Genomic DNA, 13,125 nt, shown 5'->3' on the forward strand with positions numbered 1-13,125 from the left:
GACGCTCCGCGTCACTTCCACAAGCGGAACGCGGAGCGTCCCAGGCGGCATTCCCACGCGGAGCGTGGGAACGATCAGCGCGTGGGAACGATCATTTACCTGCCGGCCAGAACCGCTCGCCACCTCCCGGCGCCTCTGTCCACGCCTGCAACGAGCGTGTCGGCAGGTCGAAGTAGTCCCGCGTGCGTGCATAGCCGTGGCCACCCATGCGGCCGATGGCGTCGAGACCCAGTTGATCGATGTAGAGGGTTTTCGGGTCGATCAACTCGTCGCGCACATGGGCCATCAGCACTTCGCCAAAAATGATCTCGCGCGACTGGCCAATGGACAGCGCCATCATTCGCCGACACTCCAGCGCCACGGGCGCTTCACCGATGCGCGGGCATTTGACCCGGGTGCCGGGGATCGCGGTGAGGCCGGCAGCGGTCAGTTCATCGAAGCCGGGGGCGAAGGGCACGGCACAGACGTTCATGGCCTCCACCAGCGCGTCGCTGACAATATTGACGGTGAACTCCTGGTTGAGCTGGATGTTGCGCGTGGTGTCCTTGGGGCTCTGGTCGTCGTAGTTTTCCACGCCCAGCGCCAGAATCGGCGGATCGGCAGACAGGGCATTGAAAAAGCTGAAGGGCGCGGCATTGACGCGGCCTTCACCGTCGACAGTGGTCACCAGGGCAATGGGGCGCGGGACCACGCTGCCAATCAGGATCTTGTACTTTTCCCGCGGGCCCAGTTGGCCGAAATCAAAGCTTTGCATGGGCAGAATTCTCTAAAGAAGGGGATCGACGGCGCACAGCGGCGCCTGTGCGCTGTAGTCGTCTGCGAACGGAATGGCCGGTTGGAAAAGGCTTTTCCAGTCCGGTTGGCCGAAGGCCCGGTCGCTGTGGCTGCGCATCAGTTTTTCGAATTGTCGTTGGGCCTGGCGTTGCATGGGGGGGTAGTCGATACCCTTGACCTGACCGTCCTGCATCACGCAGCGACCATCGATGTAACTGGCGATGCAGTCATCGCCACGCCCGGCCAGCACGAGGTTTTTCAACGGATCGAACAAGGGCCCCAGATGCAGGCCGCGCAGGCTGAACACGGTGATGTCGGCCTTGGCTCCCGGCGCCAGGCGCCCAAGGTCATCGCGGCCCAATGCCCTGGCGCCACCGAGGGTGGCGGCGTTGTACAGATCCAGTGCGCAGGTGAGCGAGCTGCCGCCTTCCATCAATCGCGCGATGTTCAAGCCCTGGCGCATGTTGTCCAGCAAATCCGCCGGCCAGGTGTCGGTGCCCAATGCGAAGTTGATGCCCTTGGCGCGATAGCGACCAAACGAGTTCAACGCCTCGCCATCACGGGCAAACACCACCGGGCAATGCACCAGGCTGGCACCACCATCGACCAGCCGTTGCAGGTCGTCATCGCCGCGGGTGTAGATGCCATGGGGCAACAGGCTGCGTGGGTTCAACAGCCCGAGCTGCTGCAACCAGCCCAGTGGCGAGGTGTCGCGCAGTTGCTCGACCATCGCCACCTCGCCAAGCCCCTGACAGCAGTGCAAGCGCATCGGTGCGTTGAGTTCCCGACTCAGCGCTGCGGTGCGTGCAAGCAGCGCCGGCGTGCATGTCTGGATGCGGTCAGGCAGCAGCGCGCCGCGAATCAGGCCATTGGAAGAGCCGTCGAAATCGCGAAAAAAACGCTCGGCGGCATCGAGCCCGGCCATGCCCCGCGCTTCATCCCAGTGGTGGGCCAGCGAGCCGTCGGCTTGCCAATAACTCATGCCGCTCATGTAGCAGGGGCCCAGGTAAGTACGCAGTCCCAGTTCCGTCGCGACGCCGGCCACGGCGGCAAATTCGTCGTAGGTTTCCGCCCACTCGCGGTAATACATCGAGGTGATCGGCATGGCCGTGGTGATGCCATTGCGGATCAACTGAGTGAAGGCGTAGCGGTACTTGAAGACTTCTTCCTGCGGGCTATAGCTCTCCCGTGGGCCGCGTGCCAGATACTGTGCCGACCACATCCGGCCCATGTCGCGTTCGTCGCCGTTGTCCAGGGTCAGCACCGTGGAGTCGAGATCGCCCAGGGCATCCAGATCGATGAAGCCGGGGCCGATCAGGGCATTGCCGTAGTCGATCCATTGGTCCACCGGCCCTGCATAGTTGCGCCCGACGAACTCGATGCGCGAGCCTTCGAAAACCACTTCGCCATTGCGCCAAAGCACATGCTGGGTGCCGTCGAAGCCGACCACGCAGCTTGATCGCAGACCGATACGCCTCACAGGCGGCTGTCCAGCAAACGACCGCCTTCGGCGATCAACCGCCCGGCGCGATAGACCTGTCGCGCCGGGCGCGAGACCACTGCTTCGCCCAGCGTCTGTACGGGCATCAGCAGAAAGTCCGCCGGCCCGCCGATCTCCACCCCATAACCCTCACAACCCAGTGCCCGCGCCCCATTGACCGTCGCCGCGTCGAACGCTGCCGCCAGTTCGTCGTCCTTGTTCAGGTCGAAACGAAAGGCCAGCAACATCGCCCGTTCCAGCATGTCGCCGTTGCCCATGGGCGACCAGGCGTCGCGGATACCGTCGCTGCCCAGGCAAACGTTGACACCGCTTTCGCGCAGCGCGAGGAAGGGCGGCACCGCGCAATCGGCCGGTGCCGAGCTCATCAGTGAAATGTCCAGCGCCGCCAGGCGTTCGGCCACCGGTTTGACCTGGCTCCACGGCAGCATGCCCAGGCAGTAGGCATGACTGATCATGACCCGACCCTGAAGCCCGAAACGTTCGGTGTAATCAGCGATCAGTACGATCTGCCACAGGCCCAATTCGCCCTTGTCGTGCAGGTGAATGTCCACGCCACGGTCGAATTCGCTGGCCAGTTTGAAGACGAAGTCCAGTTGCGCGATGGGGTCGTTGTCGATGCCGCAGGGGTCGAGACCGCCGACATTCTCCACGCCCAGTGCCATGGCTTCGCGCATCAGCTCGGCGGTGCCGGGTCGACTGATCAGGCCGGTTTGCGGAAACACGACCAATTGCAGGTCGATCAGGTCGTGATAGCGCTCACGCAACTGTTGCATGGCCTCGACGTGGCGCAGGCCGAATTCCGGGTCGATGTCGACGTGGCAGCGCAGGGTCAGCGAACCCCGGGCGATACAGTTTTCCAGCAGGGCGCCGGCCCGTTGTGCGATGGGGGTGGTGACTTCACGCAGAATGCGTCGTTCGTTGGCAATGTAATCCTTGAGTGTCGGCCCGGCGCTGTTCGGGCGCCAGGCCTGGCCCCAGAGGGTTTTGTCCAGGTGCACGTGGCTCTCTACCAATGCTGCGGTGAGCAGTTGGTTCCGGCCGTCGATGTCGGTGTCGAGCAACCCGGCGGTGGAGGCCGGACGACGTTGGGTGAAACGACCATTTTCGATCAGCAGGTCTTCGGCGGGTGCGCCGTAGGGGCGCACATTGCGCAGCCAGCGGGGTTGATTCATTTCAAACCTCAAATTCAATAGTGTCTGGGCGGGCCTCATCGCCTGTAGGAGCCTGGCTTGCCGGCGAAGAACGATAACGCAGTGCGACAGATGCACCGCGGTGCCTGGTTCGCGGGCAAGCCTCGCTCCTACAGCGATGGCCGCCCCTCGGTTTCAAGTCAAATCATCAGCCCTTGAGCTTCGCCCAGATCCGGTCCTGGAGTTCGCGCGCCTTGTTGCTGCACTCTTTTTCCGGGCGCAGGCGCGAGGCGAATTCGTCGGGCATGTTGATGGCATCCATCACCTGCCATTTGGCATCGATCAGCTTGTCGCTCTGGATGCCGTTGGCGTAGGCGATGGCGTTGGACACGGCGGCGGCGTTTTCCGGTTTCATCATCCAGTCGATGAAGATTTTCGCGTTGCCGGGGTGCGGAGCGCTTTTCGGTACGGCGAAGTTGTCCTGGAACATCGCCAGGCCCACGCGTGGGTAAACGTACTTGATGGTGCTCTTTTGCAAGGTGGCCCGCGCCGTGGAGCCGTTCCAGTTCTGCATCATGATCACTTCACCGGAGGCCATGCGGTCGACGGTGTTGTCCGAGCTGTACATCTTCAGGAACGGTTTCTGTTTCTGCAGCAGCTCCAGGATGCGCTTGGCGTCCTGCGGGTTTTCGCTGCATTCATCGACATTCAGGTAATGGCTGGCGGCGTTGATCACGCTGCTGGAGGTATCGAGGGCGGCGAGTTGCCCTTGCAGCTCCTTGCGCGGCTCGAAGAATTCTTTCCACGAATCGTCCAGCTTGCCGCCGGGTACCCGGGCGCTGTCATAGGAGAACCCGGTAGTGCCCCACAGGTACGGTGCCGAGAACTTGCGACCGGGGTCGAATGCCGGGTCGCGGAATGCCGGTTTGACGTACTGGAAGTTGGGCAGGGTCGGGGTGTCGATCTCCAGCAGCAGGTTCTGGTTGATCAGGGTGCGCATGATCGATTGCGACGGCACGATCACGTCGTAGGCCGCACCACCGGCCTGCAATTTGGCCAACAGGGTTTCGTTGCTGTCGTAGCCGTCCATGGTGACCTTGATGCCGGTCTCTTTTTCGAACTTGGCCAACAGGTCGACCGGGTAGTAATCGGTCCAGTTATAGAAGAACAGTTCCTTGGGCTCGGCGGCCTGCGCGCTGAAGGCGGTGAAGCAACTCAAGGCCAGACCGGCAACGGCCAAACGCAGGCTTTTCACTTTTTTGCTCATAAACAAAGTCTCCAGGCTCATTGTTGTTTGCCGCGCTGTCCCAGCCAGAAGGCCAGCACCACCAGCACGATGGAAATCACCAGCATCAGGGTCGAGATCGCATTGATCTCCGGTGTCACGCCGGCCTTGATGGCCGAGAAGATGTAGACCGGCAGGGTCGTGGAACCGGGGCCGGCGACGAAGAAGGTCATGATGAAATCGTCGAGGCTGACCACGAATGCCAGTACCGATCCGGACAACACGGCCGGCCACAGCAGCGGCAGCGTGACCCGGCGAAACACCTGCCAGGGGTTGGCATACAGGTCGTTCGCCGCCTCCAGCAGGCTCTTGTCCAGGTCATTGAGTCGCGCGCGAATCGGCAGGTACGCAAAGGGAATGCAGAAACCGATGTGCGCGATGATCACGGTCAGCAGACCGAGCTTGATGCCCAGCGCCATGAACAGCAGCAGGGTGGCGACGGCGGTGACGATCTCCGGCAGGATCAGCGGCAGGTTGATGCCGCCCTCGACCATTTTCTGCCCGTAGAAAGGCCGGTAAGTGGCCAGTGCCGCGAGCAAGGCAATCGCCGTGGCGCAAACCGTGGCGATACTGGCGACAATGATCGAGTTCAGCGCGGCGATCTGGATCGACGGGTTGGCCAGGATCCGCCCGTACCAGTCGAGCGAAAACTCGGTCCACACCGTCGCCGAGCGGTTGGCGTTGAAGCTGTAGGCGATCAACACGAAGATCGGCAGATACAGATAGGCCAGGATCAGCAGGCTGACTTCCCGGGTCATCGGCAGTTTTTTCAGGTGCAGGGCGATCATGCGGTGGCTCCCCGACGAAGGTTTTTGGCGGCGCTGCGGCTATAGAGGGCGTAAAGCACCAGCGACAGCAGCAGGATTCCCAGAAGCAGGAACGACAGCGAACTGCCCAGCGGCCAGTTGCGCGCAGTGCCGAACTGCTGCTGGATCAGGTTGCCGATCATCAGGGTCTTGCCGCCACCCAGGATGGCCGGCGTGATAAAGGCGCCCAGGCTTGGCACGAACACCAGCAGGGAACCGGCAATCACACCCGGCATCGACAGGGGCAGGATGATTCGCCGCAACGCATGCCAGCGATTGGCGCCCAGGTCATAGGCGGCTTCCACCAGGCGCCAGTCGAGTTTCTCCAGTGTTGAGTAGATCGGCAGAATCATGAACGGCAGGAAGCTGTACACCAGCCCGACGCTGACCGCGAAGTCGTTGTAGAGCAGGGTGATGCCGCCGGCCTGCGGAAACAGCGCGTTGATGGTCTGGGCGACCCAGCCTTGTTCGCGCAGGATGATCAGCCAGGCGTAGTTGCGGATCAGCAGGTTGGTCCAGAACGGGATGGTGATCAACAGCACCATGAGGTTGCGCCGCCGCGGTGTCAGGCTCGACATCCACAGCGCCACCGGAAAGCCGAACAGGAAACACAGGACCGTGGTGCCGCCTGCCTGGAACACCGAGCGGATCAGTGCCTGGGCGTAGACCCAGTTGAGTTCCAGTTCGCCGTCGAAACCTTCCTGGAAAAACAGCTGCACGTAACTTTGCAATTGCCAGTTGGCCTGCCAGTCGACGCCACCATAGACGTTGCGCGGCAACAGGCTGATGTAGCCCATGATGCCCAGCGGTATGGCGATCAGGGCCAGCAGGGTCAGGACCACGGGGCTAAGCAACAGCGCGCGGCCGAGTGCGGGAGAAGTGCTGCTGACGCTCATCTCAGGCCTCCATCAGCAGACAGGCGTGGGGCGGCAGGTGGACCGCCACGCGATCACCGACGCCGCGGCTACGGTTCAGGCCCTCGTTGTTCTCGCGCAACATGACCTTGATGTCGTTGTTCAACCGGCATTGGTAAAGCGTCGCGGTGCCCACGTACAACACCGCTTCGATCACTGCGCGCAGGTGGTGCGGTTGCGCCGGGTCCACCAGTTGCGAACGCTCCGGGCGAAAGGCCAGTTGCACCTTGCCATCCAGGCCCTGGGCCGGGCAGGGGATCTCCACCGGCATGCCGTTTGGTACAAAAAAGCTTTCGTTCTGCTGGCCACGCTTGAGGTGACCGGGGAGGAAATTGATGTCGCCGATGAACTGCGCGACGAACCGATGCTGCGGGCGTTCGTAGATCTCGGTGGGGGTGCCGATCTGCAGAATCTTGCCGGCCGACATCACGGCAATGCGATCGGACAGGGTCAGGGCTTCTTCCTGATCGTGGGTGACGAAAATGAAGGTGATCCCGGCTTCCTTCTGCACCCGCTTGAGTTCGACCTGCATTTCCTTGCGCAGCTTGAGGTCCAGCGCCGACAGCGGTTCGTCGAGCAGCAGCACTTTGGGTTTGGGTGCCAGCGCGCGGGCCAGTGCCACGCGCTGCTGCTGGCCACCGGACAACTCCGCCGGTTTACGCCTGGCCAGATGCTGCATTTGTACCAGCGCGAGCATTTCATCGACCCGCCGGGGTATCTGCTTTTGATCAAGACCCTGCATCTCGAGACCGAAGGCGATATTCTGCGCAACAGTCATATGCGGAAACAGTGCGTAACTCTGGAACACGGTGTTGACCCGGCGCTTGAACGGCGGCAGGTCATTGACCGGCTCCCCGGCCAGGCGAATTTCGCCGTCGCTGACGTGTTCGAAGCCGGCGATGGTGCGCAGCAGGGTGGTTTTGCCGCAGCCGGAAGGGCCGAGCAGGGTAAAGAACTCGTTGTCGGCGATGTCCACCGATACGTTGTCCAGGGCAGGAGCAATGCCTGGATCGTCGGAGTACCGCTTGGAGACGTGGCGCACTTCAATTGCAACTGGATGACCCATAATGGTGCATTCCTCTAATTATTGTATGCAAAATCTGGATGCAATTTAGAAATACCCGGATTAATCTGCTCGTGCAACCCCCTTTTGCAAGGCTGTTCATTCGCCTGGGGCCGGTTGCGTGGCGCTGAAGGAGTCATCGAATGACCGAAAAGAAAACCGAAACCACGGTCGACCGTGTCTACCAAGGGGTTTACGAGGCGATCAGCAAGCGCACGCTGCGCCCCGGAATGAAATTGGGCGAGGCGTCGCTGGCCGAGCTTTTCAATGTCAGCCGCACATCGGTTCGTGCCGCGCTCAAGCAACTGGAAGCCGATGGCCTGGTCACCACTGAGCCCAATAAAGGTGCATCGGTGTCGCTGCCCAGCGACGAAGAGATCCGCTCACTGTTCGAAACCCGGCGCCTGGTCGAGATCGGTATCGTCAGCGAGTTGTGCCGCCGCCGTGATACCGCGGTGACCCGGGACCTGCGCGATCACCTGCTGCTGGAGGAGGAAGCCGCCAGGAGTGGCGATCACGAGCGCTTGATTCATTTGCTTGGCGAGTTCCACATCAAACTGGCGCAGAGCCTGAATAACCCGGTGTTACTTGACTGGTTCCGCAAGCTGATTTCCCGGGCGTCGCTGTACGCTGCCGCGCTGGATGACGACAGCCATGAGGCCTGTCGCGACAATGAACACCTGCGGCTGATCGAGTACATCGAGGCGGGTAACCAAAGCGCGGCGATCGAATTGACCTGCATGCATCTCAATGGCATCGAGAAGGCCATCCTCGATGTCGCGGCGACCCTGAAAACCGGCTATCACCCGCTCAAGCATTTGATTGAGGTTTGATTGAACGATGTGAATGCGCGGGGTGGGGCGTTGGTGGGCGTGATCGCAGTCTTTCATCTTGTACGCACCGCTGTGCCGATATGCCACCAAAGCGAGCTTGTGTGCATGCGCGAGGTGGGGGAGTTACTCATTTCTGTTGCGGGATCAATGGCGTTGGGTTGAGGGCATATCCATTGCTTCGGTTACGGCTGCTGACGGTTCCGCCCTTACGACGGGGAAAAGCTTGTAGGAGCCAGCGGTGCGGCGATCCGACTTGCCGGCGAAGGCGATCTCAGGTACGCCTTCGCCGGCAAGTCGGATCGCCGCACCGCTGGCTCCTACATCGGATGAGCAGCCTGGAGTTTCTTCGCCATCTCCAAGTGTTTTTCCAGTCCCGGCAGCATGTCCTGCGCAAAGCCTTTCAATTCCATCGCACCCGGGGTTTTGTCGTCCGTCACGGTGTCGGCCTGTTTCTTGAACAGTTCGATGGCTTGTTCATGGGCCTTGACCTGGTTGTTGGCGTAGGCCGCGTCGAAGGATTCATCGCGCAGATCGAGGATTTTTTCCTTGGCCTGTTTGACCAGCGTCGTGCTGTTGGGCACATCGATAGCATTTTTTTTGGCGATGGCCGCCAGCTCATCGTTGGCCTTGGAATGATCGCTGATCATCATGTTGGCGAAGGCCTTGACGTCGGCCGCCTGACTTTTCTCGAGTGCCAGACGGCTGGCCTCGATTTCGGCGATGCCGCCGGCGGCCGCCTTGTCGACAAACTCATTGGAGGTTGCTGCCAAGGCCGTGTCCAGGCCGGTGCTCAAGGCAAGAGCCAGCGTGAGATAACGCAGGTTGAATCCGTCCATACGGGCTACTCCAGGCAGGTTTTTCCTGGGTGATCGAGGTGATCGTTAACCTGTGGAGGCCAGCGTTTCGGCAAAGGTTTGATCGCGTTGGCGACAGGGCGACGAACGGACACCGCCGGTCTGACAGATGGTCGACAGAACCGGCCAACCAAGGCCATTCTGATAGCTGGCGAACGCAATCAATCGCGTTTGCTACCGATTAACAAACGGAGGTGTTCCATGCCGGTGTCCCATGACCTTTATCAGGATCTGAAACGCACAAAGGAAGAAATCCAGCAGAAACGCACCAAGGATCCGTTATTGGATTCGCTGCTTAACAAGTATTCGCAGGCGGATGCCGAAGTGGTCAAGGCAGAGCAAGCCAAATCCAGCGATGACGCCGTGAACAAACTCAAGGCAACGCGGCTGATGGTCAAGGACAAGATCGTCAAACAACTCGAATCGCCGTCCTGACCGATCGTGATCAGTCACCGATGAGCGGTGACTGAAAAACTGGAACGGCGATGAAAACCGGCACCTCGAATGTTCAGGGCCTGATGCGACGGCTCGATGCGAGGTGCCTCATGAATCCGAAATTTCCCAGCGAAGAACAGGGCGTTGAAGGACCTGCCAGTCCTGTAGGAGCCAGGCTTGCCGGCGAACAACGATGACCCGATGCATCAGAGATACTGCGGCGTGCGGTTCGCGGGCAAGCCTCGCTCCTACAGTTTCTAATGCAGTGCGGCTTTGAGCGGCAGACGCGCCATGTGATCCGCCTTGAGCGAACCGAAGTACAGCCAGTCTCCATACTCGCGCACGGTGGTGATCGGCGAGTAGTTACCGTTGCTGGCATCCTGCAGATTGGCGATCACCTTGCCTTCCGGATCCAGTCCCAGGGCAAAGGCGCGTTTCTCCACCGGCTTGGGCAACACGGTCATGGCCCGAACGATCATCTTGCGCACGAAAGGGTGCGCCGCCGTGGCGTCGAGCAAGGCGCTGCGTGGTGCGTACAACGCAACCCAGAAGCGGTCGTGCCCATTGAACGCCAGGTTGTCCGGCAAGCCTGGCAGATTGTCGATGAACAGATCGTGGGTGCCGGCCTTCGGTCCGCTCAACCAGTAGCGGCTGATGCGGTAGGCGCCGGTTTCGTTGACCAGTACATAGGCGTCGTCCGGCCCGAGGGTGACACCATTGGCGAACTCCAGTTTATCCAGCAAGACCGATGTCTTGCCGCTCTGGAAGTCGTAACGCAGCAAGCGACCGTCACCTGCGTGTTCGATGATCGCCTCGCCATCCTTGCCGTATCCGAAGCGGCTGGAGGCGTCGCTGAAATAGGCGTAGTGCCCGGATTTGTCGATGGCCACATCGTCGGTGAAACCGAAGGGAACGCCATCGGCTGCCGTGGTCATCGCCACCAGGCGGCCTTGTGCATCCAGTGACAGCAAGCCCTTGATTGCATCGGCGATCACCAGCAAACCATTGGGATGGCGGGCCAGTCCCAGGGGGCGCCCACCGGTGTCGGTGAGGACCTTGGTGGTCTTGCCGTCGAGGCTGGTGCGGATGACCCGCCCATCATGCAGGCCGGTGATCAATGCGTCGTTTTCCAGCAGCAGCGCTTCAGGACCCTCGATGCCAGCGGCGCCGACTCGCTCCACAGCCTTCAGACGCTGGTTGTCGGCATACACGCCGCTGTCCAGGGACGGTGCAGGTGCCGGGGTCCAGGCCACCGGGCGCACTTTGGTCGGCATCAACAGCAGGAATGCGGCAACGGCCAGGATCAACAGCAACACCCAGTGGTGAAACCTGAACGATCGACTCACGCGTTGGCTCCCGCTTGCTTCAAGTGCTTCTGTGCCATTTCGCGCAACGCCAGCATCGATTCGGCGGACTCGTGGTCAATCCGTCGCCTGAGCAGCAATGTGTTGGCGATGCGCATCCCCACGCCGCTGAACTGATATTCCAGGGTACGGACAAATTGCGTGCCGTCGCCCTGGGCCTGGCATTCGTAAGTCAGCTCAAGCGACAGACCGTGATCGCCGAAGGCCCTTGCACGCCAGCGGCGTCCCGGCAAGTACTCGTCCACCACCCAGCTCAGGTGCCCGTCGCGACCACCGGCGCGAATGTCTTCCTCGAACCGCGCTCCGGCATGCAAGGGACCTTTCTGTCCGTTGATCTTCAGTGACGAGGGATGCCATTGCGGCCAAAGGGTCACGGTGCTGGCGTAGGCGAGTACATCGATGGGGTGGCCGGCAATCTCGATCTGATGCTGCATGCGGGTCATGGGCGTTCTCGAAAGGCAAGGGGTGGCCTGCTCGGGCTCCCAGTAAAGGGTGCCGAACAGATAGTCCATCAACGGAAAAACGATATTGAAATTGCGCTCCTGCATCATTTCGCGACGATGGTGCAGTTCGTGCAGCCGACGCATCTGACGGATCCAGGGCAGGCGGGTCAGTCGATTGTGCGGCGGCAGATGCTCGCAGGTGTGGAACACTTCATAAGTCAGGTAGCCGAGGACCAGGCAGCCGGCCACCAGTCCGGCGACATTGCCATCCAATTGCCCCAGCAGCCACCAGACCGGCAAGGTGATGACCAGCGTATGCAACACGATCAGCCAGGCGGGAAACAGAATCACCCGCCAGTCGCGGGCACTGTCGTAAGTCATGTGGCCGGGGGCGAAAAAGCTGTGATGATCGCCGGCATGGCGCGAATAGAACATCCGCGCAAAGGATTTTTTATGGTGCCCCAGATGCCGATGCACCATGTACACACCGAGGTTGAAGAACAACAGGGCAAGCGGTACGGCCAGCCATTCCAGCGGTTGTACCCGGTGTACGGTGCTCCAGAATGCAGCAATGGCCCCGAGGCCGAACAACAGTACAAAAGTGCCATGCAGCCACGGGTTATAGCGTGGGTGAACATTGGCGCGGTAACGGCTGCGGAATGCTTCGGTGGTCTGCCTCACTGCAATCACCTGTCGTTATTGTTATCTCCAGCAGCGTAGTCGATCCGGGCGCTTTGTCTGGCCGACCTTGAGGACACAACTGCCATGATCCGGTGCAATCCGGACTCAGGTCAGTGGGTCCCAGCGCTGCGACCAGTCGCCATCGGATTCGATGACTTCGCGCAGCACTTCGAAGGCCCGTTGCAAGGTTGGCGAGTCACGGTCACGGGAATAGACCAGGTAAGTGGGGTAGCTGAATTCCGGCGCCCTGGGCACCAGTTCCAGTGCACCGCTTTGCAGGTAGCTGTGTACGACACGGGTGCGGAAGTAGCCGCTGCCGCCGTTTTCGAGGATGTACTGCAAGGCCAGCGGGCCCAGATTGAAACTCAGGGCTGCCCTGGATTTTTCCGGCAAGGCGGCATCGTGCTGGCGACGAAAGCCCGGCCCCCAATCGACGTACACATAAGGATCGGCGCGGCCGGGCAGGCGCACCAGGATCAGCTTTTCCTCCAGAACCTGCTCGACTTGCAATCCCGGCCAGTATTCGGGCTGATAGACCAAGGCCGCGTCCAGAACACCCAGCTCCAGTTGGCGCAGCAGGTTTTCGCCGTCGCGAATTTCCATGCGCAGGGCATGGCCGGGGATTTTTTCGCGCAGGGCGCCGGCCCAACCGAGCATCAATGGATTGCACAGGCTGACTTCGCCACCGATGTGCAGCACATTGTGATAACCCTCCGGCAGTGGCAGATCCCGTCGCGCGGCTTCCCAGGTTTCCACCAGTTGATTGGCGTACACCACGAAGGCTTCACCGTTGCGCGTCAACCGGGCCCCGGCGCGATTGCGCACGAACAGCGTGCTGCCCAATTGGTTTTCCAGTTTCTGAACCCGCGCGGTAATCGCGGTCTGGGTGACATGCAGTTTTTCGGCCGCGGCGGCCAGGCTGCCGTGGCGGACGATTTCCAGAAAGGTGCGGGCGAGATCGATATCCATGGCGTGGCCGATTTGTGAGGTGGTCGCATTGTAAAAGCACTGACGCCCAAAAACGACGAATCCCGCCACTGGG

At 61.0% G+C, this 13,125-nt stretch carries 13 protein-coding genes; 2 read left to right on the plus strand and 11 right to left on the minus strand.

From position 1 onward, the window contains the following. Positions 1–91: 91 nt before the first annotated feature. From ACQKP2_RS02920 to ACQKP2_RS02950, 7 genes are all read right to left on the minus strand, one after another. Complete coding sequence (locus ACQKP2_RS02920; RefSeq protein ID WP_427574217.1) at positions 92–754, minus strand: flavin reductase family protein; 663 nt, start codon at positions 752–754, stop codon at positions 92–94. Between the two features lie 12 nt (positions 755–766). Next, positions 767–2,254: an amidohydrolase family protein gene (locus ACQKP2_RS02925; RefSeq protein ID WP_427574218.1), complete on the minus strand. Its 1,488-nt coding sequence runs from the start codon at positions 2,252–2,254 to the stop codon at positions 767–769. Beyond that, entirely contained in the window at positions 2,251–3,447 is a 1,197-nt protein-coding gene (locus tag ACQKP2_RS02930) for an amidohydrolase family protein (protein ID WP_427574220.1), read from the minus strand. The genes ACQKP2_RS02925 and ACQKP2_RS02930 overlap by 4 nt, the downstream gene beginning before the upstream one ends. Positions 3,448–3,613: 166 nt before the next feature. Next, the gene (locus tag ACQKP2_RS02935; protein ID WP_427574222.1) at positions 3,614–4,672 is read right to left on the minus strand and encodes an extracellular solute-binding protein; all 1,059 of its coding nucleotides are present in this window, start codon (positions 4,670–4,672) and stop codon (positions 3,614–3,616) included. Between the two features lie 17 nt (positions 4,673–4,689). Continuing rightward, positions 4,690–5,478 carry an ABC transporter permease gene (locus tag ACQKP2_RS02940; protein WP_427574224.1) on the minus strand — a complete coding sequence of 263 codons (789 nt, stop codon included), beginning with the start codon at positions 5,476–5,478 and terminating at the stop codon, positions 4,690–4,692. After that, the gene (locus ACQKP2_RS02945) at positions 5,475–6,392 is read right to left on the minus strand and encodes an ABC transporter permease (RefSeq protein ID WP_427574226.1); all 918 of its coding nucleotides are present in this window, start codon (positions 6,390–6,392) and stop codon (positions 5,475–5,477) included. Before ACQKP2_RS02945 ends, ACQKP2_RS02940 begins: the two co-directional genes overlap by 4 nt. Position 6,393: 1 nt before the next feature. Continuing rightward, positions 6,394–7,476, minus strand: a complete 1,083-nt coding sequence (locus ACQKP2_RS02950; RefSeq protein WP_427574228.1) for an ABC transporter ATP-binding protein — start codon at positions 7,474–7,476, stop codon at positions 6,394–6,396. Between the two features lie 140 nt (positions 7,477–7,616). On the opposite strand from ACQKP2_RS02950, the gene ACQKP2_RS02955 reads away from it, so the two are divergent. Further along, positions 7,617–8,306: a GntR family transcriptional regulator gene (locus tag ACQKP2_RS02955; protein WP_427574230.1), complete on the plus strand. Its 690-nt coding sequence runs from the start codon at positions 7,617–7,619 to the stop codon at positions 8,304–8,306. Between the two features lie 317 nt (positions 8,307–8,623). Here the strand turns inward: ACQKP2_RS02955 and ACQKP2_RS02960 are convergent, their stop codons facing one another. Next, entirely contained in the window at positions 8,624–9,142 is a 519-nt protein-coding gene (locus ACQKP2_RS02960; protein WP_427574232.1) for a DUF4142 domain-containing protein, read from the minus strand. 219 nt (positions 9,143–9,361) lie between these two features. Between ACQKP2_RS02960 and ACQKP2_RS02965 the strand changes: the two genes are divergently transcribed. Then, complete coding sequence (locus ACQKP2_RS02965) at positions 9,362–9,595, plus strand: DUF465 domain-containing protein (protein WP_427574233.1); 234 nt, start codon at positions 9,362–9,364, stop codon at positions 9,593–9,595. Between the two features lie 257 nt (positions 9,596–9,852). Here ACQKP2_RS02965 and ACQKP2_RS02970 read toward each other — a convergent pair whose 3' ends face one another. From ACQKP2_RS02970 to ACQKP2_RS02980, 3 genes are all read right to left on the minus strand, one after another. Then, positions 9,853–10,941 carry an SMP-30/gluconolactonase/LRE family protein gene (locus ACQKP2_RS02970; RefSeq protein ID WP_427574235.1) on the minus strand — a complete coding sequence of 363 codons (1,089 nt, stop codon included), beginning with the start codon at positions 10,939–10,941 and terminating at the stop codon, positions 9,853–9,855. Continuing rightward, positions 10,938–12,083, minus strand: a complete 1,146-nt coding sequence (locus tag ACQKP2_RS02975; RefSeq protein WP_427574236.1) for a sterol desaturase/SRPBCC family protein — start codon at positions 12,081–12,083, stop codon at positions 10,938–10,940. The genes ACQKP2_RS02970 and ACQKP2_RS02975 overlap by 4 nt, the downstream gene beginning before the upstream one ends. Before the next feature lie 105 nt (positions 12,084–12,188). Continuing rightward, positions 12,189–13,052, minus strand: a complete 864-nt coding sequence (locus ACQKP2_RS02980) for a LysR family transcriptional regulator (RefSeq protein ID WP_427574238.1) — start codon at positions 13,050–13,052, stop codon at positions 12,189–12,191. Positions 13,053–13,125 lie beyond the last annotated feature (73 nt).

Source organism: Pseudomonas sp. NPDC089569, from assembly GCF_050280625.1.
In the GTDB taxonomy this organism is placed as follows: Bacteria; Pseudomonadota; Gammaproteobacteria; order Pseudomonadales; family Pseudomonadaceae; genus Aquipseudomonas.